We start from the raw sequence: 26,921 nt of genomic DNA, 5'->3' as shown, positions 1-26,921 counted from the left end.
GACAGCACGTCTGTCGCGCCCCGGGCCGCCGGGCACCCCCCACCCGCGATCGGCCACTGGAGGTTCCGTGTTGTCGCGCGCTGTCGCCCACCTGACCGCCTTGCTGACCCTGACCGCACTTCTGCTCGCGCCCAGTGCCGTGGCCGCCGGCCCGGAGACGGGCGGAAGACCCGCGGCCGCCTCCGCGGCAACCGCCGGTCGCGCCGCCGCCCCGCCACCCACCAGCGGCTTCGAGAAGGTCAAGCTCGACGGCGGTCTCGGTATGGGCGAGCCGATCGAGCTCGCCGTACTGCCCGACGGCAAGGTCCTCTCCATCAACCGCGGCACCAGCGCCGCCGGCGGGCAGGTCCGCCTCTACAACCCCGTCACCAAGTCCACGACGGTCGCGCTGACCATCCCCCTGGACGCCCGCTTCGAGGACGGGCTGATCGGCATCACCCTGCACCCGAAGTTCGCCACCACCGGCTGGGTGATGCTGTTCTACTCGCCCAAGAGCACCCCGCTGGTGAACCGCGTATCCCGGTTCACCTTCAGCCAGAGCACCCAGACCATCGCCCCGTCCAGCGAAGACATGATCATCGAGTGGCCGACCGAACGTGAGATGTGCTGCCACTCGGCGGGCTCCATGTCCTGGGACACGGCGGGCAACCTCTACTTCGCGGTCGGTGACAACACCAACTCCGGCGGCGACGCTCAGGGCATGGCCCCGATCGACGAACGCCCGTCGCGGCACGCGCAGTTCGATGCCCAGCGCACCTCGGGCAACGCGAACGATCTGCGCGGCAAGATCAACCGTATCCACCCGGAGGACAACGGCACGTACACCGTCCCCGACGGCAATCTCTTCGCCCGGGGCACCGCGGGCACCCGGCCCGAGGTCTATGTGATGGGCGTGCGCAACCCGTACCGCGTCTGGGTCGACAAGAAGGCGAACAACACCCTGTACTGGGGCGAGGTCGGCCCCGACGCCGGAGCGACCATCCCCGCGCGCGGACCGGCGGCGTACGACGAGTTCAACCGGGCGACCGCCCCGGGCAACTACGGCTGGCCGTACTGCGGCGGCCCGAACGTGGCGTACAACGACTGGGACTTCGCGGCCAACCAGCCGCGCGGCTGGTTCCCCTGCGGCGGCGGCACCGGCCCGGTCAACAACTCCCCGCGCAACACCGGCATCCAGCAACTGCCGCCCACCAAGCCGTCGTTGGTGTGGGAGCAGCACGGCGGCAGCAAGGAGTGGCCGCAGCTCGACAACCCCGGCGGCTGCGGTTCGCCCAACCACACCGAGGTCTACCACTACGACGCGAATCTCAACTCCGACGTCAAGTGGCCCCAGTACTACGACAACAAGCTGCTGATCTCCGAGTACTGCCGTAACTGGATCAAGGAAGTGCAGTTCGGCAACGGCAACGCGTCCACCGGTACGCCGACGGCGATCGAACCGGTCCTGGACGGCATGAAGTTCGTCCACCCGATCGACATGGAGTTCGGGCCCGACGGCTCGCTGTATCTCCTCGAATACGGCAGCGGCTACTTCTCGGGCGCCGAGGACGCCGGTCTCTACAAGATCAACTACGTGCAGGGCGGCCGGTCGCCCCTCGCCAAGGCCTCCGTGAACAAGGACAACGGACCCGCGCCGCTGGCCGTGACGTTCTCCAGCGCGGGCAGCAGCGACCCGGACAACAACCCGCTCAGCTACGCGTGGGACTTCACCGACAACGGCAGCACCGATTCCACCGCCGCCAACCCGTCCTTCACCTATCCGTCGAACGGCAGCTTCCAGGCGCGGCTCACGGTCAGCGACGGCACCGGCCGCACCGGCACCACGACGATCCCGGTCGTGGTCGGCAACACCCGCCCCACGCTGACGATCTCGCAGCCACCGGCGGGCGGCGCGTTCGAGTGGAACGAGAACGTCACCGTCACCGCGTCGGCGACCGACCCCGAGGACGGCACGACCGGCCCGATCGACTGCTCGAAGGTGATCGTACGGATCGCCCTGGGCCACCAGGAGCACGCGCACGAGGTCGCCCAAGGCACCGGATGCGCCACGACCTTCAACACCGGGCCGATCCATTCCGGCCTGGACGCCACGCAGTTCTATGTGGTGCGGGCCGGCTATACGGACAAGGGCGCCGCCGGCACCGTACCGCTGACCGGGGAGAAGGAGCTGAGTCTCTGGCCCAAGAAGTGGCAGGCGGAGCACTTCGCGCAGCTCTCCGGACCCCAGATCATCACGGCCGCCGGGGCCGAGGGCGGCAAACGCCTGGGCGACGTGCAGAACAACGAGTGGGTCAAGTACCACCCCGTGAGCCTCAAGGGCGTCACCGGCATCAGGGCCCGTGTCTCCTCCGACAAGGCGGGGAACGTGGCGACCTTCCGGTACGACTCCGTCACCGGCCCCGTGGTCGCGCGGGTGACCGTGCCCAACACCGGCGGCTGGGAGACGTACACCGAGGTGAACGTGGACGTCACGAACGCCGTGGAGCAGCCGCGTGATCTCTTCGTGGTCTTCACCGGCGGCTCCGGCGCCATTCTCGACCTCGACAGCTACACCTTCACCGGGCCCGGCATCAGCCGTCCCGGCTCCATGACCGCCCGTGGGAGTGATGCGCAATGACCACCGCGATATCCGGCCGGCCAACGGGATCGGCCGCACATACGAGACGCCCGCGCACGCGCGGGAACACACGCGCGAGAACGCGCGCCGGGCGCCTGCTGGGCGCGCTGCTCGTCCTCGTCTGTGTGGTGAGCGGCCTGTCGGGCCTCTCACCGGCCGTGGCCGCGCCCACCGACGCCGCCTTCAACTCCTCGACCGGCGCGCTGAACGTGGACTACGCGAAATACCTGTCCAAGCACGACATCGTCTACAACCGGCCGACCACTGAGCCCAAGCACGGTCTCACGGTCGGCAACGGCCGTACCGGCGCGATGGCCTGGCAGAACAACGGCCTGAACATGCAGGTGTCCGGTGTGGACACCTCGCAGCAGACCGCCTTCGGCGCCGGGCTGATCAATCTGTCCACGACCCCCGCGATGGACAGCGGCTACTCCACCTTCCAGCAGCGCCTCTCCCTCTACGACGGCACCCTCACCACCACGTACGACAACAACCGCACCGTCACGGTGATGGGCAAGCCCAACTCGGAGGTCATGGGCATCCATGTGGAGGACACCCGCTCCGGGGTCTCCGCGATCAACCTGGATCTGAGCCTGTGGGACGTCGCCGGGCTCGGCAACAGCGGTGATGTGCCGAACATCGACACCTGGCGGACGGTGTCCACGTACGCGGACTCCACCGGCGCCGGACTCAGCCGGGGCCAGGCCGACCCGCAGAACTTCGGCTACACCCTCGGCGCGACCGTGGAGGGCGCCGCGTACACCGCGCGCGTCATCGACGGCCGTAAGGTGCGGCTCTCGATCACACCGGACTCCAGCTACACCATCTGGTTCACGGCGAGCAGCCGGCTCAACGCCCCGGGCCACAACTCGGTCACGGAGGCCAAGCGCGCGCTCGCGGAGGTCAAGGCCGCCGGATACACCAGCACCAACAACAGCTACCTCAACTGGTGGCACGCGTTCTGGCAGAAGTCGTTCGTCCAGTACTCCAACGGGTCCCGTGAAGCGGACTACATGGAGAACGTCTACTACCTCTCCACCTACATGATCGCGGCGGCCGGATACGGCAACTATCCCGCCCACTTCATCAACGGCGTCTTCCGGGCCACCGGGGACGCCACGAAATGGAGCAACGCGTACTGGTACTGGAATCAACGGGACATCTACAACTCGTTCCTGGCCTCCAACCACACCGATCTCATGGCCGGGTTCAACAAGCTCTACAGCCGCAATTTCGACGCGCTGAAGGCGTACACCAGGACCCGGTACAACGTGGACGGCATCTGGGTGCCGGAGACGATGGGCTGGGACGGCAACGCGCGCGGCACGGTCAACAGCGACTTCACCAACAACATCTGGTCGACCGGCACCGAGGCCGCGTACAACATGTACCTCCAGTACACGTACACGAACGACACCGACTACCTGCGGAACACGGCCTATCCGTTCATGCGCGAGGTCGCCAAGTTCTACCAGGCGAAGCTGTCGTACAACAGCTCGACCGGTAAGTACTACGTGGCCACGTCCCACGCGCACGAGACGTACTGGAACGTGCCGAACGCGATCACCGACCTGGCGGCCGTACGCACCCTGTTCCCGCTCGCCATCAAGGCGAGCGGCCAGCTGGGCCTGGACGCCGCGCTGCGACCGCAGTGGCAGAACATCCTGGACAACCTGATCGCGTATCCCTCCGACACCAACGCGAACACCTATCTGCCGCACACGCCCCCGATCGCGCAGACGCGCAACAACGAGAACGTCGCGGCCGAACTGATCTGGCCGTACGACCTCACCGGTATCGGCTATCCCGACCAGCAGAAGGCGGTCAACACCTGGAACGCCAGGCCGTTCCCGTACGGGAACGTATGGGCCAACGACGCGATCCAGGCCGCCAGACTGGGGCTCGGAAATCAGACGCTCCAGGGTCTGAAGACCATGCTCCAGAAGTACCAGAACTACCCGAACGGCATGACCAGCAACACCAACGGCGTCTTCGAGTATCTCGGCGTCCATCTGGCCGCCACGAACGAGTCGCTGCTCCAGTCGTACAACGACAAGATCCGGGTCTTCCCCGCCGTGCCCACCGATTCCACCTTCGTCGGAAAGTTCAGCCTGCTGGCCAAGGGCGGATTCATGGTCAGTTCGGAGCGCGAGGCGGGCGAGGTCAAGTACGTCGGTCTGAAGAGCCAGTTCGGCAACGCGGCCCGCGTCGTCAACCCGTGGGGGACCCAGGAGGTCAGGGTCCGCAGGACCTCCGACAACGCCGTCGTGACGACGTCCAGCAGCGCCGAGATCACCTTCAACACCGGGGCGAACGAGGTGTACGTCGTCGAGCGGACCGCCAAACCGCTCAGCTCCTACAGTCAGACGCAGCTCACCGGCACCGCGAACCAGGGCATGAAGTCCCTGGCCGGCACCAGCTCCACGCTGGGGTCGAACGCGACCGCCGACCCGATGGTGAACAACACCGCGCTGACGTACGACAGCAACTGGCATCTCACGAACAGCCGCGGTTACGGAGACTTCAACGACGACACCCACCACAGCACCACGGTGGACGCGGTCGCGTCGTACACCTTCACCGGCACCGGGATCCAGTATCTGTCCGAACGCAACGGCGACATGGGGACGGTCGACGTCTATCTCGACAACGTCTTCCAGGCCACGGTGAATCTCAGAGCCGACGGCGCGCGACAGGTCCAGCAGGTCGTGTGGGAGAAACAGGGGCTCGCGCGTGGCTCGCACACGATCAGGATCGTGAACCGCAGTACGTCCGTGGGGATGGTGGACGCGCTGCGTATCACCCCCTGACCCACATCCTGACGGACCACCCATGATCGTGGCCCCGCGCGGAGGACGCCGCGCGGGGCCACACCATGAGGGAGGAGCCTCAGGCCGAGAGATCAGCCGCCGGCCGGGGTCACCAGGTGGACGGGGCCGGCGGGGCCACCACCGGCGGACGGTCGTCGCAGGTGATCGTGTTCGGCAGCAGCCAGGGCGCGAGCCACGACTCCGTGCTCCGGCCCCCGTCGTTGCCGCCGAGGTCGATGAGCGCGAACTCCGAACCGGAGGAAGGGAAGTTGAAGGAGCCGCAGTTGTTGACACCGACGGCGCCCACATTCCGCGCGTCCACGTTCTCGAAGGACGCGGACCCCTGCACGCGGGCGCTCACCGCCGACGTACCCGTCCCGTCGATCCTGACGTCCTTGAAGCGGACGCGGTCGATCGCGTACAGGTCTTTCACCGCGTAGTCGCTGACCAGCATGATCGCGTTGTAGGTGCTGTCGAGGTAGTGGTCGCCGGTCACCCGGACGTCCGCGTCGATGTCCTTGTCGAGCGCGTAGAGCCAGAGGGCACCCAGCCCGATGTTCCAGTTCAGCTCGTACGTCCCGGCGCGGACCGTGGTGTTGTCGGTGAAGCGCAGCGCGCCGGTGAACGGCTCGGCGCCGAAGCGGGACCCCGCGTGCAGCGCGCTGCCCTCCCGGACCGGGTCGGCGACGAGATTGGCGGAGACCGTGGTGTCCGTGCCGCCGTAGACCGCGATGCCGTTGGCCAGGACCGGTGACTGCACGGTGTTGCGTGTGAACGTGTTCCTCGCGTTGGCGGTCTTCTCCGACCACATCGCGAGGCCGTCGTCGCCGGTGTTGCGGACGAAGTTGTCGGACACCACCGAATTCGTCACGCCGGTATGGAAGTTGAGGGCGTCGGCGATCTGGTCGACGATGATGTTGCCCGAGACACGGACGTTCGACATCGGCCCGTCGAACCAGAGACCGACCTTGGTGTGCCGGATGTGCAGATCCTTGATCGTCGAGTCGCTCATCGCGCCGCCGACGCCGTTCACCTGGTCGGTGTCGATCCGTTCGCGTACGTCGCCCTCGATCGCGAAGCCCGACAGATGGACGTTCCGGCTTCCGCCGTCGGCCGCGTCCTTGCCGTAGAAGCCGACGCCCGTGTGGACCGAGCCGTCAGGCGCGGGCCGGCCGAGGGTGACCTGGCGGCCCTTGACGATCGTGTGCCAGTTGCCGGCGCCCTCGATCGTGACGTCGTCCACGATGATGTGCCGGTTCACCTGGTAGGTGCCCGGCGGGATGTACACCGTGAGGTGTTTCCGCTTCGCGAAGGCGATCGCCCTGTCGAAGGCGTCCGCCGAATCCCGCCGGCCGAGGGGATCGGCGCCGAACCGCAGGACGTTCGCGGCGGTGAGCCGGACGCGGGGCGCGCCGACGAGCTCCGAGTCGAGCAGGTCCACGACCGTCCAGTCGGCCTTGCTGCCCGCCGGGACCGTCAGCCGTACCTTGTCACCGGCCCGGTACGTCCTGCCGAGCTTCAGGCGCTGCTCGTCGTAGAAGTGGCTCGGACGGAACGGCTTCGTGATGACCGGCGCGGGCGTCGTCGCGGCGGGCACACAGGCGCACTCGGTGATCCACCAGTCGGGGTGGAGCAGGTCGGCGCCGGGGTCGTTCGAGAAGGGGTACTGGTTGTAGAGCCACGCGTACTGCGAGGTGAGCGTCATGGTCTTGCGGTCCTTGCCGTTGACCGTGACATCGAGGGGTGCGGTGATGCCGCCGCCTCCGGGCGCGTCCGGAATGCTGTACCGCACGGTGATCGCGTCGGCGGCCCTGGGCAGGGTGAACTCGACGTACTGCCTGGGCGCCAGCTTCACCGCCGTACGGCCGGAGGCCTCGGAGGGCAGGGTGTACGCGGCCCGGTCCGGCCCGATGACCGCGCCGTTCGTCGCGGCGTTCTCCGCCTCCTGCTCGGCGAAGGCGACGCGGGCGCCCCGGCCCGCGACGAGCGCGGGGTCGAGGGCGGCGCGGGTGACGACGGGTCCGGCGGGTCCGGCGGGTCCGGTGGGTCCGGCGGGTCCGGTGGGTCCGGCGGGTCCGGTGGGTCCGGTGGGTCCGGCGGGTCTCCCGGGCGGCGCGGCGAGGGCGCCGCCGCTCAGCAGGCTGAGACTCAGCCCCAGCCCGACGGCGGCGGCGGTCAGTGAGGTCCACGACGAGGTCCACGACATCTGCGGCTCGATTCTTTTGGGGAGGACGAACGCCGGTGGGGCTGACGCTCGGTGGAGCGGACGTCGTGGGGGTGAGGTGGACATTAGGACCGTCGTGCCGGGCTTCACAAGATGCCTGCGAGCAGTTTTCGCGCCGCTGCACCCGGACTGCGCTGAAAAGTCACCTTCTTGCGTTCCGAATCCTGGTTCCTTACGGATCGGCGGCGCCAACAGCCCCTGCGGCGATGCCAGGTCGCGTAGGGCCGCTCGACGCCGACCAGCCTGCGCGGGCCGGCGCTTTCACCAACCCGCGCAGGCGGGCGGTCTACGGCAGCCGGTTCACCGCGCTGCCGCCGAGGGCGGTCAGCGTCGCCTGGTAGGCCGCCTTCTTGTTGCCGTCGCGATCGAAGAGCAGCGGGTTCTCCCCACTGCGCCAGGAGTCGCTGTCGCGGATGCCCCATACGGTGATCCCGGTGCACCGTGAGACGTTCACGCACGCCCGGACGATGTTCGCGTACGCGGTCGTCGGCGCCTGGGCGATGTCGAGTTCGGTGATCTGTACGTCCACACCGAGGGCGGCGAAGTTCGACAGCGTCGTCTGGAAGCCGGCCGGGGGGCCACCGGTGCCGAAGTGCGCCTGGAAGCCGACGCAGTCGATGGGCACACCGCGTGCCTTGAAGTCGCGCACCATGCGGTACACGCCCTGCGTCTTGGCGTCGCTCCAGTTCTCGATGTTGTAGTCGTTGTAGCAGAGCTTGGCTACCGGATCGGCCGTCCGGGCGGCGCGGAAGGCCTCCTCGACGAAGCCGTCGCCGAGCAGGTTCTGGAACACCGAGGGGCGGTGCCCGCCGCCGCCCCCGTCGGCGAACGCCTCGTTGACCACGTCCCAGGCCTGGACCTTACCCCTGTAGTGGTTCATCACCGTGCCGATGTGGTTGTTCATCACGCCGCGCAGTGTGTTCGCGTCCGTGAGAGAGCTGACCCAGGAGGGCAGTTGGGAGTGCCAGACCAGCGTGTGACCGCGCACGCGCTGGCCGCGCGCCGAGGCGCGGTCGACGATCCGGTCGGCGGGAACGAAGTTGAACGAGCCGCGGGAGCGCTCGATGGTGTCCCACTTCATCTCGTTCTCGGGCGTGACCGAGCTGAACTCGCGGTCCAGGATCGTCGCGTACGTACCGTCGCCCAGCTTGCCGGCCGCCACGGCGGTCCCGAAGTACCGTCCGGACTGGGCCGCCTGGGCACCCAGGGTGCTCGCCCGGATCATTTCGGCCTCCGCGGCGGGCGCGGGTGCGGCGGCGACACCGGTCGTCAGCAGCGCGGAGGCGGTCAGCAGTCCTGACACCGAGGCGCGGGACCGGCTGCGTCGCTTGGGGGGATTCATGGCTCTCCTCGTACGGTCGGAGGCTGATACGGAAGCGCAAGCGGATGCGTGGTGCGTTGCGTTGCTGTGCGTTGCGTTGCTGTGCATTGCCGTGCGGATCGAATCGTTTCGACAACGTCGCGCGAAGTGCCGCCGGCCCTGGAGAACGACATGAGGAGCCGCCCGTCCCGCGCGGGGCCGCGCTGGGCGCGGTCCGCGTCGGGCCGGGCATGGTTCAAGACGTGTGCGTTCGAAGTATCGGACGGACACCGGGGCTTCGGACAGTCTGGATAATAGAAGTCCCGGCGAAGGCGTCAATACCCCTCGCCTCAGCCGGCCGGATGAGGCGGTTTCTCAGGCGTCCAGCCTCCTCAGATGGTGAAACCTCCGTCGACACTGATCGAGGTCCCGGTGATGTAGTGGGCGTCTGTGCTGGTCAGATACGTGACGGTGGCGGCGATGTCGTCCGGTTCCGCGTACTGCCCCAGCGCGGTCAGCCCGCGGATCGCGTCGGCGTTGGGTCCATCGGCGGGGTTGGCATCCGTATCGGTCGGGCCCGGGTGGACGAGGTTGACGGTGATACCCCGCGGCCCCAGATCGCGCGCCAGGCCCTTGGTCATGCCGATGAGCGCGGTCTTGCTCATCGCGTACAGGCTGAACCCGGGAAACGCCGCCCGCTCGGCGATGTTGCTGCCGATACTGACGACGCGCCCCCCGTCGCCCATGTACCGCGCCGCCGCCCGCGAGGCGATGAACGGTGCCCGTACGTTCACCGCCATGGTCCGGTCGAACTCCGCCGGCCCGAAGTCCTCCGCCGGTCCGACCAGGAATACGCCCGCGTTGTTGACGAGAATGTCGAGGGCGCCGAACGTCCCGGCCGTCTCGTCCACGGCTCCGGTCACGGCGTTGACGTCGGCGCTGTCGGCCTTGATCGCCAGGCCTCGACGGCCCTCCGCCTTGATCTGGTCGACCACCTTGGCCGCGCTCTCCGCGTCACGTTCATAGGTCAGCACCACATCGGCGCCTTCCCGGGCCAGCCTCATCGCCACCGCCGCGCCGATGCCGCGGCTTCCGCCGGTGACCAGCGCTACTTTGCCTTCGCTCGTGTTCATGGCAACCAGCCTGCTCGCGGGCGGACACCATGTCCGGCGGTATTACGGCATGACGTTCGATCACCGGCGAGGCTCAGCCACGCCGCGGGTCTGCTCCGGGCTGTTCCGGGTCTGTCCGACGGCCGTGACAGCCGACGGCCCCTCAGAAGGTGATACGGACCTTGAGGGCCGAGCGGTCGTCCATCGCGCGATAGCCGTCCGGGACGCCGTCCAGGTCCACGGTGCGGTCGAAGACCAGGCCCGGTTCGATCGCGCCGGACAGTACGTCCGGCAGCAGCTCGGGGATATAGGCACGGGCGGGGGCGACGCCACCCACCAGCGCCACATTCCGGTCGAACATCTGGGCGATGGGCACGCCGGCGGAGCCGCCGTGCGGCACACCCACGTAGCCCACCGCGCCACCGTCGCGGGCTATGGAGACCGCGGTGCGCATCGACTCCTCGGTGCCGACGGCCTCCAGGACGGCGTGCGCGCCCTGACCGCCGGTCAGCTCCTTGACGGCGTCGACCGCGGCGTCACCGCGCCCGGCGACCACGTCCGTGGCGCCGAAGGCGCGGGCGATGTCGGTACGGGCCCGGTGGCGCCCGAGCGCGATGATCCGCTCGGCGCCGAGCCGGCGGGCGGCGAGCACACCGCACAGCCCGACCGCGCCGTCGCCGACCACGGCGACCGTGCTCCCCGGCCGGACCCCGGCGGCGACCGCGGCGTGGTGGCCGGTGCTCATCACGTCGGACAGCGCGAGCAGGCCGGGCAGCAGCTTCTCCTCGCCGGCCGCCTCCCCGGGCAGCTTGACCAGGGTCCCGTCGGCGAACGGCACCCGGACCGCCTCGCCCTGGCCGCCGTCCGAGCCGACCTCGCCCCAGATTCCGCCCTCGGGACAGGAGGTGTGCAGGCCCTCCCGGCAGAAGTCACAGACACCGTCCGACCAGACGAAGGGCGCGAGCACGAAATCACCACGGGTGAAACCGGTCACCTCGGAGCCGGCCTCCTCGACGATGCCGAGGAACTCGTGTCCGATCCGCTGTCCGGCGACCCGGGTCGCCACGCCCCGGAACGCCCACAGGTCGCTGCCGCAGATACACGCGTCACCGCCTCCGCCGTCTCACAGCAGCTACGGCTCCTGGAGGAGGAGACGCGCACCCGGCTCCTGGAGCGCACGGGACGTTCCGTCCGCCTCACGGCGGCCGGGCGCCAACTGGCCGAGGACACCGAGAACGTGCTCACCGCTCTCGAACAAGCCCGTAACCGCCTGCGCACCGGAACCGGGAAACCAGCCGGCCCCCTCCATTTCGCCTGCTTCCCCAGCGCCCTGGTACCACTGGCCGCCCCGCTCCGCGATGCCCTGGAGAACGTCCACCGGGATCTGAGGCCGCACCTCACCGAGGCCGAACCCGAAGCCGCGGTCCGGCTGCTCCTCCAGCGCCGCGTCGACATCGCGCTCGTCTACCGCTACACCAACCTCGCCACTCCCCCACACCCCGGCGTCGAAACGCACACCTTGCGCAGCGATCCGCTGGTCGCGGTCCTGCGCGGCGATCACCCGGCAGTCCGCCCGGACGGATCCCCGATCGAACCGCGGGAACTCGCGGACACCCCGTGGATCACCGCCCCGCCGCGAACGGCGTGCGGGGACGCCGTCCTCCAGGCCTGCCGGTCAGCCGGTTTCACCCCGCGGGTACGGCACACCCGCACCGACTTCTCCGCCATGATCGCCCTCGCCGCGAGCGGCGGCCATACGGTCCTCATCCCCCGCATGGCAACGGCCCGCCTCCCGCGGGCACTGAGCGTACGACCGGTGACCGACAGCACGCTCGCCCGCACGATCGAGACCGCCGTCCGCCACGGCACCGCCGACGAACCCGCGATCGCCGCGTGCCTCACCGCGCTTCACGCCCTCACCCCCGGCAGCCCGGCGAACACAGCGGACCTGAACAGCGGTGGGGAAGGACTGTCCTCCGCTGTGCCGCCGCCGTAGCCCCGCCGCCCCCGCCCGACAGCGGCGCCGGCTGTTTCAGCGGCCGAAGTCGAAGCTGTCACCCGGCATCGGCGTCAGTCCCAGATCCGCGGGCTCGATGAGCGTCGGCCCGGACGTGCTGATGCCGGACGGGCCGCCGCGCAGGACCCGCACCGTGTCGTCGGCCCCGCTCTCATGCCACGTGCCGCCCGCCAGATCGGCCGCGCCGTCGCCGTTCAGGTCATGGAGCGCCAGCATGGGCCCCATCGGGAGGCCTATGCTCGTCGCGTTCTTGCCGGTCAGGCCCTTCGGTCCGCCGCGCAGCACCATGGTCACCGCATCGCCGGCCTCGCCGGTCTCGACCGGAGCGATGAACGCGACGTCGGCGTAACCGTCGCCGTTCACATCACCCGTCGCCGGCGCGTACCCGAAGCCGCAGCCGGAGGAGACCGGCCTGCCGGGCAGCCCCGCCGTCCCCTCGTTGATCGTCGACGGCTTCAGGCTGGTGCTCTGCCCGCTCCTTCCGCCGTACGCGACCATCAGCCGGCTGCCGCCCTCGGGCACGGCCATGTCGCCGATGGTCTCGCAGGTGAGGCTGACGATCACGTCGTCGAAGCCGTCCTTGTTCACGTCGGACGTGAGGGTGACCGAGCCGTACATGTCGTTGCCGCGCGCGTCCTTGAGGCGCGGGCCCCTCTCCAGTACGCCGTCGGCCGCTCCTCGGTACACGACGGTGGCACGGGGGATCGGCATCTCGTCCGCGAACACGTGCGACCAGGTGACCACCAGATCGTCCTTGCCGTCGCCGTTCACGTCGCCGACGCCGGTGGGCCGGGGTGTGTAGTACGACGACGTGTCGGGCGTGAGGTCGAGCGTCTTCGTACGCATGGGCTTGCCCGCCCGGGTGAACGGGCCGAACCGTACCGTCGCCTCGGAGCCCGTGCTTCCGCTCGTGACGAGGTCGGCGTGGCCGTCGCCGTCGAAGTCGCCGGCGACCGGCGTGGCGCCGGTCAGCCCGACCGCGCCGGAGAGCTTCTTCTTTCCGCCCCAGACCACGAAGACCGTACTGCCGCCGGCCTGCGTGATGAGATCGCTGCGGCCGTCGGCGTCGAGGTCGGCCGAGATGGCCTGGCTGCCGAAGCGGCCGCCGGTGCCCGCCTTGCCGAGGCCGAGACTGTCCTGGGTGATCACCTGGTGGCGCCGGATGTCGGGGCCGGCCGTCGAGCCGTACACCACGGCCGCGTAGCCGGCGGCGTACTTTCCGTCGACGGTGGCCGAGGTGTTGGTGATGACCAGATCCTCTTTCCCGTCGCCGTCGAAGTCGGCGTGGGCCCCGGCGGTGTCGGGGCCGGGGGCCGGCTCGGCCGCGGGCCGCTTCGTGGCCGTGGCGGTCCGCGTCGTGCCCGGTGGGACGGTGGAGTCGGGTACGACGCCGGGGGCCCCGCATGCGGTTGCCACGGTCAGGGCCAGAGGGACGAGAAGTCGTTTCCGCATGGGGAGTTGGACCGCGGCCGCTCCCGAATGGTTGTGCGGGCGGCCGGACCGGACCGTTCGTGGCCCCCTGGCCCACACCCCCCGGCGCCGGCACGCGCGCGTCCGAAGTCGGCTTGTTCTCCCGCACGGGTGCCTCACCACCCACTGTTCGGCGTCGTCCGCGCCTGATTGGCTGAGGCGGCCGGGCGGTGCCCCGCACGCCCGGACCACCGGCATTTCATGAATCACCTTGCGCCCGGCCACGGGATTCCGACTTGAGGAAGAGGTCCTTCATGCACGTGACTCGCCGTCTCACCGCACTGGCCGCGACCGTCGCCGCACTCACCCTGGCTCTCGTATCGCCGGCCGCGGCCTCCCCGGCCACTGCCCCGGCCCCCTCTGCCGCGGCCGCCTCAGCCGCGGCCGCAGTGGGGCCGGTGCAGCTCTACATCGGTGGCCTGGGAAGCGGCCCGTACAACGTCGCCGTGCAGTCGGCCGTCGGCACCGCCCTGGACAACGCCGTGGCCAAGGGCTTCGACCCCGCACGATGCAACCTGGTCAAGGGCCCGACGATCGTCAACCAACTCCCCAACGGATACGTGCAGGTCGCCGTCGAATACCTCTGTGCCGGAGAGCCGTACGCCCCGGGTCCGACGTTCGTCCTGAACCGGTACCACAAGAGCTCCGACACGCAGAGCAACAGCTGGTACCACCCCGCCGGGTACCAGTTGCAGGGGCCGCTGGGCTCGCTCTACACCTACGCGGCTCCGGAGACCACTCCGCTGTACCTCTGCCAGGTCAGAGGCGACCACTTCACCAGCACGGACGTCAACTGCGAGGGCCAGCAGTACGTGACCCGCCTCGGGTGGCTCCACACCAGTCCGCCGGCAGGCGTGGCCACGGTTCAGTTGTTCCGCTGCCTGCGGAACGAGAACCGGCAGATCTTCGACTCCATCCAGGCCACCTGCGAAGGGCAGATCCACGGAGGCGTACTCGGTTACACCCTCGCCTGAAACCCTCGCCTCAAACCCTGGCCTGAAACCCTGGCCTGAAACCCTGGCCTGAAACCCTGGTCGGGCGAGCCCCGCGCAGTGTCGTTTCGGCGATGAAATCGCTGGACCATACGGGTGAGTTGGTGTCCGCGCGGCTGTCGCGGGCGCCAGCGGACTGCCTTAATCCGGGGGTGTGATCAAGAAACTCGTGTGGCGCGGCCTTCCCGCGCTCGCCCTCGCGGCCCTGCCCATCCTGGCCGCCGTTCCCGCCGCCGACGCCGCGGGCAGTGACCGTACCGTCCGGAGCGCGCAGCCCCGAGAGGCGCTGCGCGTCGATTCCCGTTTCTACGCGCCCGCCACCCTCGGCAAGAACCAGGCCTGGACCTCCGGCAACGGCCGCGCCATCCTGCGCGTCCAGAGCGACGGCAACGTCGTCCTCTACAAGGACAATCGTGCCGCCTGGCAGGCCCCGAACGTCTACCCCAACGCCGACCGCCTCGTCATGCAGGAGGACGGCAACCTCGTCGTCTACAACAGGGCCGGCCGGGCTCTCTGGGCCGCCGGAACCTGGCAGAAGGGGCGCTACCTCGCCGTCCAGGACGACGGCAACGTCGTCGTCTACAACAGCGCCAACCGGCCCGTCTGGGCGACCAACACCGGCGACTGACCGGTACTCCCCCATCCAAGCGGCCGCCGCGCGCGTGACGTCGCCGAACGCGCGCGCCGGCCGCCCGGAGCGGGCGTGCCGGATCAGCCGAGGTCGAGCAGTTCCTCGTGGAAGCCGCCGAATCCGCGCTCCCGGTCGACGAGATGGATCTCCAGGATCCAGTGGCAGCGGCGCCCGGCCTTGTCGGTGCGCCGCAGCGGGGTGCCGTTGCCGGGCGCGATGTACGACTCGACGTCCGCGCCGTCGATCGTCTCGTGCGGGAACTCGCCGACCAGATGCCCGGCGTGCCAGCCGCCCAGCTCCCATCCGGCGTCGGTGGCGAGTCGCTCGACCTCGGCGTAGAGCGCCTTGCCGGTGACGCCGGGCTCGCTCTCGAAGAACCGCCGCCCGGCCGCGAAGACCCTCGGGAGGTCGTCCCGCAGCCGATGCCTGACCGGGTCGTCGCCGAGCACGAACGTCCGCCCGAAGTCGGCCTCGTACTCCTCGAAGATCGGGCCGAAGTCGGCGAACACGATGTCGTCCGCGCCGATCAGCCGGTCCGGCGGATTCTCCCGGTACGGCATGAGCGTGTTCGGCCCGGAGCGCACGATCCGCTTGTGCCAGTGCCGGGTCGTGCCGAACATCTCGTTCGCCAGGTCCCGGATGCGGTCGCTGAGCGCCCGTTCGCCCTCTCCCGGGGCGACGAGCCCGCGCTCCTCGATCTCCGCGAAGAGCCGGACGGCCTTCGCCTGGGCATCCAGCAGACGCGCGGCGCGCGTCGGTTCGTCATCCGCCATGTGGGCGACCGTAGGCACACGCATCGTCGTCCCGCAACCGAGTTCGCCCGACACGGCAGGTCAGGGGGTCGTGGTGGAGACGACGTACACCCGGGGGAAGCCGGGTTCCGTCAGGTCCACCACCACGTCCTGGCTGGGTCGCGGGCCCTTCTGCTGGTGGCTGGTGCCCGCCCAGTCGTGGCCAGGGATGTCGAAGTTCCAGCCGACGGTGCGGCGGTCGCGCGGTGTGATCGTGATCGCGTCGTCCTTGAGCGCGGAGCGGCTGGTGCCCATCTCGGTCAGGAAGGTGTCGAGCCGTCCCGAGGTGACGTCGAACTGGACGTAGAGCCGGCTGGTCTTCCAGTTGCTCGTCTCGAAGTAGCGCACCCTGGTGGCGCCCAGCGGTATCGGCACCTCGAAGACGCGGCGCTTCATCTTGGAGGGGCGCAGCGGCTGGAGACCGGTGGCCGAGGACTCGGCCTCCTTGTTCCGGCCGCTCTCGCGGCTCTGCCCGGCCGAGATGACGAGGTAGCCGGCCGGGATGCCGATGAGCAGCACGATGACGATGGCCGTCAGCCAGCGGCGGCGGTTGCGGTGCCCGCGGTCCTCGGGCGGCTTGCCGCTCTCGTCGCGCACGGGCACGGGGAGCTCCACGGTCATGAGGGCGGCTCCTGGGTCGTACGGGGTTCCTGCGTCGGGCGGGCGGTGCGGATGGCCTGGGCGTATCTCTCGTACCGCTCATGGCGCTCCACCCGGCGGCGGTTGGCGCGGCGGAAGCGCCGGGCCACCAGCCGGGCGAGGTCGGCGGCGCCGACCATGCCCGCCTCGGGGCCGAGCTGCGCCTTGGCGATCCGTGCCTCGGGGCGGTAGCCGCGGCCGGTGAGATGGCGGCGGAAGGCGTCGCGGGCGGGGCCGATCAGCAGATCGTCGGCGGCGCTGACCCCGCCGCCGATGACGAAGCAGGACGGGTCGAGCGCGGCGGCCAGATTGGCGATGCCGACGCCGAGCCACTGGCCGATGTCCTGGAACAGCTCGACGCACATGGCGTCGCCCTCGCGGGCGAGTTCGGTGATCAGCGGTCCGGTGATGTCGTGGACGTTGCCCTTGACGCGGTCGATGATGTTGTACGCGACCGGCGAGTCGGCGGCGGCCAGCTCCCTGGCCTCCCGTACGAGGGCGTTGCCGGAGCTGTACTGCTCCCAGCAGCCACGGTTGCCGCACGGGCAGCGGTGGCCGCCGGGTACGACCTGCATATGGCCGAACTCGCCGGCGACACCGAACTTGCCGCGCTTGACCCGGCCGTCCTCCAGGATGGCCCCGCCGATACCGGTACCGAGCGTGATCATGACGAGATGGTCCTCGCCGCGTCCGGCGCCGAAGCGCCACTCCGCCCAGGCCGCGGTATTGGCGTCGTTGTCGACCATCACCGGCACGGCGAGCCGTGAGGAGATCGCGTCCCTGAGGGGTTCGTCACGCCAGGCGAGGTGCGGCGCGAAGAGCACCTTGGAGCGGTCGGCGTCGACCCAGCCGGCCGCGCCGATGCCCACGGCGTGCACGTCGTGGCGGTCGGAGAGGTCGAGGACCAGCTCGACGATGGTGTCCTCGACGACCCGGGGGCTCTTGGACTTGTCCGGCGTCTCGGTCCTGAGCTTCTCCAGGATGTTGCCGTCGGGATCGACGACGCCGGCCATGACCTTCGTACCGCCGATGTCGATACCGACGGTCGGGACGCGGGGCGCGGTGAGGAGGGAGCGGCGCTCACGGGTGCCGACGGTCCTCAGGACGGTGGCGCGGGCGGTGCCGCGGTGTGCGAAGTCGCGGTAGGTGCTCATCGGCCCGGCCTGGTCTCGTCCGTCGGCGCGAGCGGTTCCGGCTCGCCGTGCCGGGTGAGTGGGCGGCTGCGTACGCGCACGAGTCGTGTCGTCCCTGCGGGGTCGGGGGCCGCCTGGCCCGGACGGGCGGCGGCGGCGGACGGTGTCCGCCGTGCCAGATTCTGCCATCCGGGGCGGGCATGGTCGCTGTGCGGCCCGGCGGGGGCCGTACGGTGGCGGCGGCGTCCCAGGTCAGTCCCTGTCGCCCGGACCGTCACCGGTGCGTCCGCCGGGGTGCCCGCCGAGATGGGCGGGCGCCGGAGCGCGCTCCAGTTCGTGGCTCAGCTCCTCCAGCTCGGAACCGCCCGCCATCTGCCGCGTCAGCTCATCCAGGGTGATCGAGTCCTTGGTATGGCTGCCCGACATGACGCCCCGCTTGAGCAGGACGAAGCGGTCACCGACCAGATACGCGTGGTGCGGGTTGTGGGTGATGAGTACGACTCCGAGTCCCGCGTCACGTGCGGCGGCTACGTACTTGAGCACCACCCCGGACTGCTTCACCCCGAGCGCCGCGGTCGGTTCGTCCAGGACGAGGACCTTCGCGCCGAAGTAGACGGCTCGGGCGATGGCCACACACTGGCGCTCACCGCCGGACAGCGTGCCGATCGGCTGGTCGACATCGCGGAGGTCGATGCCCATCCGCAGCAGTTCGGCCCGGGTGGTCTCGCGCATGAGGGCGACATCGAGCCGTTTGAAGGGGCCGCTGCCCCTGGTCGGCTCGGAGCCGAGGAAGAAGTTCCGCCAGACCGGCATCAGCGGTACGACGGCGAGGTCCTGGTAGACCGTGGCGATTCCGCGGTCCAGGGCCTCGCGCGGGGAGGCGAGGGAGGTTTTCTCGCCCTCGATCAGGAAGTCGCCCGCGTCATGCCGGTGCAGCCCGGCGATGATCTTGATCAGGGTGGACTTGCCCGCGCCGTTGTCGCCCAGTACACAGCTGATCTCGCCCGCGTGGACCTCCAGCGAGACGCCTTCCAGGGCGCGGATATTGCCGTAGTACTTACTGACGTCGTCGAGTTCGACCAGCGCGCCGCTCGTGCCGCCCGCCGCGGCACTGCCCGTTGCGCTGCCCGCCGTAGCACTGCCCGCCGTGGTGTCGCCCGTCATCGTGTCGCCTCCGCACGCTTGCGCACCCACGCGTTGAGCAGGGTGGCCAGAAGGAGCATCGCTCCGAGGAAGAACTTGAACCAGTCCGGGTTCCACTCCGCGTAGACGATGCCCTTGCTGGTCATGCCGAAGATGAACGCGCCGACCGCGGAGCCGATCGCGGAGCCGTAGCCGCCGGTGATCAGACAGCCGCCGATGACGGCCGCGATGATGTAGATCAGCTCGTTGCCGACGCCCTCGCCGGACTGGACGACGTCGAACGAGAACAGCAGATGCTGGCCCGAGACCCAGGCGCAGAAGGCCACGCCCATGTACAGCGCGATCTTCGTCTTCAGCACCGGCACACCGACCGCGCGGGCCGCCTCGGCGTTGCCGCCCACCGCGAAGATCCAGTTGCCGAAGCGGGTGCGCAGCAGGATCCAGGTGGCGAGCGCGACCAGCCCGGCCCACCACAGGATGGTGACCTTCAGCTCGACGCCGCCGAGGGTGAGCTGGGAGGCGAAGAGCGCCCTGGCGGAGGGGAAGCCCTCCATGTCGCCGATGCTCTTGGTCGAGACCGTGCCGCTGATCAGCTTCGTCAGCCCGAGGTTGAGCCCGGTGAGCATCAGGAACGTGCCCAGCGTGATGATGAAGCTCGGCAGTTTCGTACGGGTCAGCATGACCCCGTTGAAGACCCCGAAGGCCAGCGTGACCAGCAGCGACACCAGAACGCCCACCCAGACGTTCGCGGTCATCTGGAAGCTGAACATCGAGGAGACCAGCGCGGAGCTGGTCACCATCACACCGGCGGAGAGGTCGAATTCGCCGCCGATCATCAGCAGCGCCACCGGGACGGCCATGATTCCGATCGTGGAGGCCGCGTAGAGGACGGTGCCGAAGCTGGACAGCTGGAGGAACGAGTCCGCCACGAACGAGAAGAAGAGGAAGACGGCGAGCGCGCCGACGACCGAGCCCAGCTCGGGCCGGCCGAGCAGCGTGCGCAGCGGGGAGGCGTGCAGCAGCCGTTCGTCGTCGCCCGCGGGCCGGCCGGGGCGGTCCTTGACCGGCGGGGCGGTCGCGGTCATCGGGTGCCCCGCTTCGTGTACGCGGCGAGCGCGCCGGCGTCCTTCCGCGTGATGATCTGCGGCCCGGTCAGCACGGGGCGTCCGCCGCCGAGGACATCGGCGTTGTACCGGTAGAGCCAGAGCAGGTCCACGGCCTCGTACCCCTGGAGGTAGGGCTGCTGGTCGACGGCGAAGCCGAGCGCGCCGGAGGTGAGCGAGGAGGCGACCTTGGCGTTGAGGTCGAAGGTGTCGATCTCGGCCTCGCTGCCCGCGGACTCCTTGGCCTTGACGGCGGTGTCCGCGAAGGGGGCGCCGAGGGTGACGACGGCGTCGATGCTCCGGTCGGTCTGGAGCTTGGCCTCGATGGACGCCTCGACGTCGGGCATGTTCGTGCCGTCGACGTAGAGGTTCTGGAGCTGCCCGTCGAAGGTCTTCTTCGCTCCGGCGCAGCGCTGCTCGTGGCCGACGTTGCCCTGCTCGTGGATGACGCAGAGGGCCTTCTTCCTGCCGCGCTTGTCCAGTTCGTCGCCGACGGCCTCGCCCGCGATGGTCTCGTCCTGGCCGATGTGGCTGAGCGCGCCGAAGGACGCCGATTCCGCCGCTCCGGAGTTGACGGTGATCACCGGGATACCGGCCTTGACCGCCTTCTCCACGACGGCCTTCATGGCGTCGGGCTTGGCGAGCGTGACGATCAGTCCGTCGACCTTCTTGTCGATGTAGGACTGCACGAGCTGGGCCTGCTGCTGGCCCTCGTCGCTGTTGGCGTAGAGGAACTTGATGTTGTCCTTGACGGCCGCCTGCTTGGCGCCGCTCTGGACGATGTCCCAGAAGGTGTCGCCGCTGCCCGAGTGGGTGACCATGGCCACGGTCCACTCGGGGGTGTCCACCGCGGCCCGCCCCTGGGCCGCCGCCCGCTGGGCCCGCTCCTCCGCGCGCTTGCCGCCGGTGCTGCTGCACCCCGCGAGAACCGAGGCCGCGAGTACCGCCGCCAGCACGGCGCTCGTCGCGCGTACCCCTGTCCGAACCCTTGCCACGACGCCGCGCCCTTCTTGCCGTACTCCGCTGTGCGGCCGGGACCCGTTCGCTCCCGGCGCCGCCCAAGTATCGGTCATGCCGGTCCGGTGGCCGGTCGGCGGGTACCGGGGCGGGTGGACTCCCGGGCGGGCCGGGCCCGCTTCCCGCCCTCCGTTTCCGGTGGTTCGCGTGCTGCGAGGGGTTCGCGCCATGGATCCGCCTTCTGTCCCGGCCGCCCCGTTGCGGCTGGAGGGAGTTCTAGCCGGGCCCGTACGGACGCGTCAATACTTTGTCCGTACATGCTGACGAGGAGACGGCGGCGCCGTGGCCGCTAGGGGCGCACCAGCAGCTGGAACTCGAAGGAGTAGCGCGAGGCGCGGTAGATGTGCGAGCCGAACTCCACGGCCCGTCCGGTGTCGTCGAACGTGGTCCGCTCCATCGTGAGCAGCGGGGCCCCGGTGGGCTCGGTGAGCCGTTCGGCCTCCTCGGCGGTGGCGGCCCGCGCGCCGACCGTCTGCCGGGCGCTGTGCAGGGTGATTCCGGCGGAGCGCATCATCCGGTAGAGACCGGTCGTCTCCAGACGGGGGGTGTCGCAGTCGAACAGCCCGATCGGCAGATGGTTGCGCAGATACGCCATCGGCTCGTCGTGCGCGTACCGCAGCCGTTCGACGAGCCGTACCTCCGCGCCCTCCGACACGCCGAGCGCGGCGGCGACCTCGGCCGTGGCGGGTTCGACGGTGTTGCGCAGTACGCGGGTGGCGGGGCGCTGGCCGGCCGCCTCCAGATCGTCGTAGAGGCTGCTCAGCTCCAGCGGACGTTTGACCTGGCTGTGCACGACCTGCGTGCCGACGCCCCGGCGGCGCACCAGCAGCCCCTTGTCGACCAGGGACTGGATGGCCTGCCGGACGGTGGGACGGGACAGCCCGAGCCGGCCCGCCAGCTCGATCTCGTTGCCGAGCAGGCTGCCGGGCGCCAGTCCGCCCCGCTCGATGGCCGCCTCCAGTTGCTGCGCGAGCTGGAAGTAGAGCGGAACCGGGCTGGTGCGGTCGACGCTGAGCTGGAGCGGCGTGGCGTGATCCGTCTCCGGTCCTGGCGTCTCCTGTCCGGGGCGGGCTGATCTCGGCTGCTGGGGCACGGGGCGAGCGTAACCGCACGGCATGTTGACGGGAAGTCGGTACGTTCGATTGTCAGGACAAACTCTTGACATGACGAGCGCCCTGTGGCCAGCTTGGGGCCATGCGCATCGGACTCATCGGTACCGGCCGTATCGGCACCTTTCACGCGGACGTGCTCAGCCGCCACCCCGACGTCGGCTCACTGGTGGTCGCGGACACCGACGCGGAGCGCGCGGCCGTGGTCGCCGCCCGCACGGGAGCGACCGCGGCCCCCTCCGTCGACGAGATCTTCTCCCAGGGCGTGGACGCCGTGGTGATCGCCTCGGCCACCTCCTCCCACGCCGAACTGATCAGCCGCGCCGCCCGGGCCGGGCTCCCCGCCTTCTGCGAGAAGCCGATCGCCCTGGACCTGCCGGGGACGCTGGGCGCGCTGCGCGAGGTGGAGTCGGCGGGCACGGTGCTCCAGCTGGGCTTCATGCGCCGCTTCGACGCGGGGTACGGCGCGGCGCGCGAGCTCGTACGGTCGGGGCGGCTCGGCCGGCTGCACACCGTACGGGCGATGACCTCCGACCCGGCGCCGCCGCCGGCCGCGTATCTGCCGCTCTCCGGCGGCCTGTACCGCGACTGTCTGGTGCATGACTTCGACATCATGCGGTGGGTGACCGGACGCGAGGTGGTGGAGGTGTACGCGACGGGTTCTGACGCGGGGCCCGCGATGTTCCGCGAGGCCGGCGACGTGGACACCGCCGCCGTGGTCCTGACCCTGGACGACGGGACGCTCGCGACGGCCACGGCCACCCGCTGCAACGGCGCGGGCTACGACGTACGGATGGAACTGGCGGGCGAGCTGGACCAGGTGGCGGTCGGTCTGGACGACCGTACGCCGATCACGTCGGCCGAACCGAAGGCCCCGCCGGCCCCCGACAGCCCGTGGCCGGGCTTCCTGGAGCGGTTCGCCCCGGCGTACGAGGCCGAGCTGGACGCCTTCCTGAAGGTCGTCTCCGGCGAGCTGGAGAACCCGTGCGACGGCCGGGAGGCGCTGCACGCGCTGCGGATCGCGGAGGCGTGCGAGCGCTCCCGGCGCGAACGGCGCCCGGTGCGGCTGTCGGAGATCCCCGTCCAGGACGGTTAGTACTCCAGCGAGAAATCGCGTCCTGAGGTGGTTCTTCTGTCAGCCGAGGCGTCGTGTCAGCCGAGGGCCTTCATCGATCTCCAGTCCTTGGCCAGGGCTACCTTGACCGGCGCGTTCGTGTTGGTCTTCGACGGGTAGTAGATCCGCATCTGACCGTCGACGCCCGAAAGAGCCCAGATGTCGGGGATGCCGTCGTTGTTGACGTCGGGGATACCGAGAGCCGTCGAGATGTTCGCCTCGGTCCAGTTCGTTCCATAGGAGACGTCCCCGTTGAGGGAGTTCCCGGCCAGCTTGAGCGATTCGAGGTCGACGCCGTCGGCATTGCCGGGTTTGCCGTGGCGGACGTACATGTTGCCGTTGTCCAGGTTGCGCCACAGCAGGTCGGGCACGCTGTCGCCGTTGATGTCGGCGACATTGACGATGTCGCGGCGGGCCCACGCGTCGACGTTCATCAGCGTGGCCGTCCGGAACGTGGCGCCGGTGTAGCCGGACAGGACCCAGAAGGCCGGGCCGGCCCGCAGGGCGAGATCGGGCAGGCCGTCGCCGTCGATGTCGCCGACCGCCTTGATCTGGGTCCAGACGGCGGGGGCCGGGGCGTTGGCGGGGAGCAGGATTCTGATCCGTTTACCGATGTCGAAGCTGCCGTAGCCGTCGCCGGGGTAGAGCCAGAAGGCGCCGTCCGGCGTGACGGCGAAGAGGTCGGTGATGCCGTCGCCGGGGTAGGCGTCCCCGTAGTGGGTGATCAGCGCGGCCTTGCCGGTGGTGGGGTTATACCAGTGCTTGGCCGGGTGCAACTGCTTGTCCGAGGTGTACGAGGCGCCCAGGCAGCCGTTCAGCGAGCCGCCAGGGAGCCCGACGCAGTTGTACAGGTCGCCGTCGCCGCTGACCTGGAGGATGTCGGGGATGCCGTCGCCGCCCGTGTCACCAGGGCTGTCGCCCTTGTCGCCGGGCTGGACGTAGAAGGTGTAGTTGGTGACGGCGCTCTTGTTCCCGTTCACGTCGTAGGCGTACACCTGGAGCGAGTTGGGGCCCGAATGCGGGGGCTTCAGGGCGGGGATGGTGGCGGTGCCCTTGGTCGCCGTCACATCGGTCCAGCCCTGGCCGTCGATGCCATACTGGAACTTCGCTGTGTCCGGGGAGGTGAAGGTGACGGCTCCGGTGCCGGGGAATTTGACGGTCGCCCAGGTCAGGCCGTCGTCGGTGGCCTCGGGGAAGACATCGCTCTCGACGGTCGGCGGGGACGGGGCGGAGCCGTCGACTGTGACGGTGCACCGGTTTCCGCTGGTGGGGTAGTACGCGGAGACCAGGCCGCCGGAGTCCTCCGCGCGTACGTCCCAGTAGTACACGCCCTTGTCCACCAGGGTGCTCGACGGGATGGTCAGTGTGCCCTTACCGCTGGACAGACTGGTGACGAGCGTGCCGGCCGGGGTGCTGGCGCCCGACTTCCAGAACCGGAAGCGCAGCCCCTTGAGGTTGCCGTCGGGGTCGGTGGACTTCGCCGACAGGACGAGGTTGGTCTTGCCGATCGTCGCGCCGCCCGCGGTGGTCTTGCAGGTGCTGCCGGGGGTGGAGGTGACGCTGCCGGGCACAGTCGGCTTGCGGTTGTAGACGACGGTCAGCTCCGCCGAGGTCGCCCGGAACTTCCGCCAGGTCTGGGTGTCGCCCTCGCTGGTGGCCTGCATCCCGAAGGTGATGGTGGACCAGCCGCTGTCCGCGCCCTTCTGCGCGCCCGACTTCACGTCGAACGACTCGTAGGCGTCGGGGCAGTCGCTGGACGACCAGCCGTGCGCGAACGACTGCTTCAGGACCGCGCCCTCCCAGCCCGGCTTCTCTTTCCATGTCGTACCCGAGGAGATCGCACCGGTCAGCCCGAACTGGAACTCCCGTTTGGTGCAGGACCAGGAGTGGTTGTTGAGCACCTTGAACTTGGCCGAGGTGACCGTCGCGCCCTTCAGCGTGGTGCTGTACCTCATCCGCCAGTAGGAGCGGGCGGTACCGCCGGTGTCGTCCTCGTGGCCCACTCGTGCGTCGGACGTGCCCGAACTGAAGTTGGTGCCGTTCCAGAAGCTGGTGTTCGGGTACGGCTTGTAGGCCACGGTCCAAGCCAGCCAGCCCGCGTTGAGAGTCGGATCGACGAACACCGGGAATTGGGCCTCAGGATCGCTGAGCAGACCGGTCTCGCCGACCTTCACGTCGATCCGCGCCGTCCCCGTACCGTCTCCGGCCAGCTCCATCGGGGCCGGAGCCTGCCGGGACCCCGGCTCGATTCCAGTCAGTCCGGACAGCTTCAGTACGTCTTCCGGGGTGGCGACCGAGGTGCGCGGCTCGTTCGTGCCCGCCTCCGTTTCCCCGTTCGTCCCCTCGTCCGTCTCCTCGGGCGCCTCTTCGGGCGCCTCAGGGTCACGCCCGCTGGAATCCCAGGCGAACGGCGTCGGCACGGAACCGATCTCCTTACCGTCGGGGTCCAGCACCAGGATCCGGCTTGCCGTCGTGTCGTACCGGAAGACGGCCGTCGACGACCGCAGTCCGTACGACATCTTCGCCAGCGCCGGGTTCCGGGCGGCCTCGCGGTCCTTGACGATGAGCAGTTGCGCGAAACCGCCTTCCTCCCGCGCGACCAGCAGCAGGTCGACGCCCGGCATCGCCTCGGAGTAGAGGGCGCGCGGTCCGTCGAGCACCGGCTCGGGCAGCTCGCCCTGCCAGGTGTACGAGATGACGTGGCCATGGACGACCGTCTCCGCCAACACCGTTTCACCAGGCAGTATTTGAGTGTTCGTCAAGAGCGCTCTGGCATAAGACCGGTTCGCGCGCGTCTTCCCGACGGTGGACGTTCCGTCGGCGAACCGCACCGGTACGGCCGGGTTGACCGGGCGGATCCCCAGTCCGTCGGTGGCGCCGGCGGTGCGGCGCAGGCGGTTGTCGATCGGCGCCCACCGTCCCTCGGCGTTCTTCGCGCGCCGGGGGAGTGCGGCCATCTGCGTGCGCAGTTGGCCGTCCGGCTGAACCCAGGTCATGGCGGTGGCGGTGGTGGCCGTGTCGACGACTACCGCCTTGCCGGTGCGCCGGGCTTCGGCCGCTGCGGCGGCCTCGTCGCGGGGAGCGGTCGCTGTCCTGTGGAGGTCATGCGTCTTGCGGGCTTGGGGTGGTGACGGTTCGTCAGTTTGCCACCAGGGCAGCAGGGCAGCGGTCAGGGCGGCCAGAACCAGGCCGAGACTGAGTGTCAGCCGGGCGCGTGTGCACACGAAGGGGCTGAGAAAACGGGGCGGCGCGGACACGGCGGTCTACTCCCGGGTGAACCAGGCGGATGAGGGCACGGGCGCGGAAACGATCACACGGTCCACACAGCGTGTCCATACGTAAGGAATTTATGAATCTGTGATGGAGCCTTGGTGTGGTCTTGGCCATCAATCGCGAATGTCGGATTCTAGTGATCTTGGCCGGTGGACGTGTGGCGGTAATGGTGATCCTTGGCTGGTCTGACTCATTGGACCGCCAGATGGGGATTTGGCAGTGATTCTCCCGTGAGCGGCATCACAGAGCGTCGCTCGTGCTTCACACAATGCCCTTGAAACCTGCGGCGCTCATGGCAGAAGGTGCGGACCGCCGCTGTTGTTTTTTGCATCGCCTGGGTGGGGTCGTCGCGTATGCGTGTTCAAGGTCCACTGTCCTGGCTGGGTCGAAGACGCCTGGTCAAGACGGAATCACAACGACAGCGCC

The 26,921-nt window shown here is 69.5% G+C and carries 19 protein-coding genes; 6 read left to right on the top strand and 13 right to left on the bottom strand.

What is annotated here, in order from left to right:
* The first annotated feature begins 67 nt into the window (after positions 1-67).
* The gene (locus tag ACZ7LS_RS10985) at positions 68-2,617 is read left to right on the top strand and encodes a PQQ-dependent sugar dehydrogenase (protein ID WP_385129283.1); all 2,550 of its coding nucleotides are present in this window, start codon (positions 68-70) and stop codon (positions 2,615-2,617) included.
* Positions 2,614-5,427, top strand: a complete 2,814-nt coding sequence (locus tag ACZ7LS_RS10980) for a glycosyl hydrolase family 95 catalytic domain-containing protein (protein WP_385129281.1) — start codon at positions 2,614-2,616, stop codon at positions 5,425-5,427. The genes ACZ7LS_RS10985 and ACZ7LS_RS10980 overlap by 4 nt, the downstream gene beginning before the upstream one ends.
* Positions 5,428-5,536: 109 nt before the next feature.
* Here the strand turns inward: ACZ7LS_RS10980 and ACZ7LS_RS10975 are convergent, their stop codons facing one another.
* From ACZ7LS_RS10975 to ACZ7LS_RS10960, 4 genes are all read right to left on the bottom strand, one after another.
* Positions 5,537-7,633 (bottom strand): glycosyl hydrolase family 28-related protein, encoded by a 2,097-nt coding sequence (locus ACZ7LS_RS10975; RefSeq protein WP_385129279.1) that lies wholly within the window; start codon positions 7,631-7,633, stop codon positions 5,537-5,539.
* Between the two features lie 304 nt (positions 7,634-7,937).
* Positions 7,938-8,993, bottom strand: a complete 1,056-nt coding sequence (locus tag ACZ7LS_RS10970) for a glycoside hydrolase family 10 protein (RefSeq protein ID WP_385129277.1) — start codon at positions 8,991-8,993, stop codon at positions 7,938-7,940.
* A gap of 350 nt (positions 8,994-9,343) precedes the next feature.
* Complete coding sequence (locus ACZ7LS_RS10965) at positions 9,344-10,084, bottom strand: SDR family NAD(P)-dependent oxidoreductase (RefSeq protein ID WP_382881011.1); 741 nt, start codon at positions 10,082-10,084, stop codon at positions 9,344-9,346.
* Between the two features lie 142 nt (positions 10,085-10,226).
* The gene (locus ACZ7LS_RS10960; protein ID WP_385129441.1) at positions 10,227-11,162 is read right to left on the bottom strand and encodes a zinc-binding dehydrogenase; all 936 of its coding nucleotides are present in this window, start codon (positions 11,160-11,162) and stop codon (positions 10,227-10,229) included.
* Between ACZ7LS_RS10960 and ACZ7LS_RS10955 the strand changes: the two genes are divergently transcribed.
* Entirely contained in the window at positions 11,094-12,059 is a 966-nt protein-coding gene (locus ACZ7LS_RS10955) for a LysR family transcriptional regulator (RefSeq protein ID WP_385129274.1), read from the top strand. The genes ACZ7LS_RS10960 and ACZ7LS_RS10955 overlap by 69 nt on opposite strands.
* A gap of 36 nt (positions 12,060-12,095) precedes the next feature.
* On the opposite strand, the gene ACZ7LS_RS10950 is transcribed toward ACZ7LS_RS10955, so the two are convergent.
* Positions 12,096-13,532: an FG-GAP-like repeat-containing protein gene (locus tag ACZ7LS_RS10950; RefSeq protein WP_471064296.1), complete on the bottom strand. Its 1,437-nt coding sequence runs from the start codon at positions 13,530-13,532 to the stop codon at positions 12,096-12,098.
* Between the two features lie 272 nt (positions 13,533-13,804).
* Between ACZ7LS_RS10950 and ACZ7LS_RS10945 the strand changes: the two genes are divergently transcribed.
* Positions 13,805-14,524 carry a hypothetical protein gene (locus tag ACZ7LS_RS10945; protein WP_385129272.1) on the top strand — a complete coding sequence of 240 codons (720 nt, stop codon included), beginning with the start codon at positions 13,805-13,807 and terminating at the stop codon, positions 14,522-14,524.
* A gap of 172 nt (positions 14,525-14,696) precedes the next feature.
* Entirely contained in the window at positions 14,697-15,170 is a 474-nt protein-coding gene (locus ACZ7LS_RS10940; protein ID WP_382523157.1) for a hypothetical protein, read from the top strand.
* An 83-nt stretch (positions 15,171-15,253) separates the two neighbouring features.
* Here ACZ7LS_RS10940 and ACZ7LS_RS10935 read toward each other — a convergent pair whose 3' ends face one another.
* The 7 genes from ACZ7LS_RS10935 to ACZ7LS_RS10905 all read right to left on the bottom strand — a co-directional run bounded on the left by ACZ7LS_RS10935 (position 15,254) and on the right by ACZ7LS_RS10905 (position 22,092).
* Entirely contained in the window at positions 15,254-15,946 is a 693-nt protein-coding gene (locus ACZ7LS_RS10935) for a M24 family metallopeptidase (RefSeq protein ID WP_382668010.1), read from the bottom strand.
* Positions 15,947-16,006: 60 nt separating this feature from the next.
* Positions 16,007-16,585 (bottom strand): hypothetical protein, encoded by a 579-nt coding sequence (locus ACZ7LS_RS10930; RefSeq protein ID WP_382523163.1) that lies wholly within the window; start codon positions 16,583-16,585, stop codon positions 16,007-16,009.
* A complete protein-coding gene (locus ACZ7LS_RS10925; protein WP_382523166.1) occupies positions 16,582-17,757 on the bottom strand; it encodes an ROK family glucokinase in 1,176 nt (391 codons plus the stop codon). The genes ACZ7LS_RS10930 and ACZ7LS_RS10925 overlap by 4 nt, the downstream gene beginning before the upstream one ends.
* A 231-nt stretch (positions 17,758-17,988) precedes the next feature.
* Positions 17,989-18,900: an ATP-binding cassette domain-containing protein gene (locus ACZ7LS_RS10920; protein WP_382523168.1), complete on the bottom strand. Its 912-nt coding sequence runs from the start codon at positions 18,898-18,900 to the stop codon at positions 17,989-17,991.
* Entirely contained in the window at positions 18,897-19,964 is a 1,068-nt protein-coding gene (locus tag ACZ7LS_RS10915; protein ID WP_382523170.1) for an ABC transporter permease, read from the bottom strand. Before ACZ7LS_RS10915 ends, ACZ7LS_RS10920 begins: the two co-directional genes overlap by 4 nt.
* Entirely contained in the window at positions 19,961-20,977 is a 1,017-nt protein-coding gene (locus ACZ7LS_RS10910; protein ID WP_385129268.1) for a sugar ABC transporter substrate-binding protein, read from the bottom strand. Before ACZ7LS_RS10910 ends, ACZ7LS_RS10915 begins: the two co-directional genes overlap by 4 nt.
* A gap of 311 nt (positions 20,978-21,288) precedes the next feature.
* A complete protein-coding gene (locus tag ACZ7LS_RS10905) occupies positions 21,289-22,092 on the bottom strand; it encodes a GntR family transcriptional regulator (RefSeq protein ID WP_382523175.1) in 804 nt (267 codons plus the stop codon).
* 101 nt (positions 22,093-22,193) lie between these two features.
* On the opposite strand from ACZ7LS_RS10905, the gene ACZ7LS_RS10900 reads away from it, so the two are divergent.
* Positions 22,194-23,204 (top strand): Gfo/Idh/MocA family protein, encoded by a 1,011-nt coding sequence (locus tag ACZ7LS_RS10900; protein WP_385129266.1) that lies wholly within the window; start codon positions 22,194-22,196, stop codon positions 23,202-23,204.
* A gap of 56 nt (positions 23,205-23,260) precedes the next feature.
* On the opposite strand, the gene ACZ7LS_RS10895 is transcribed toward ACZ7LS_RS10900, so the two are convergent.
* On the bottom strand, positions 23,261-26,479 hold the full coding sequence (locus ACZ7LS_RS10895; RefSeq protein WP_385129264.1) for an FG-GAP-like repeat-containing protein: 3,219 nt from the start codon (positions 26,477-26,479) through the stop codon (positions 23,261-23,263).
* Between the last annotated feature and the right edge of the window lie 442 nt (positions 26,480-26,921).

The sequence above is a fragment of the Streptomyces sp. NPDC039430 genome (assembly GCF_055639435.1).
Note: the sequence above shows the minus strand (reverse complement) of the source record. Positions and strands in the feature narration are given on the sequence as shown.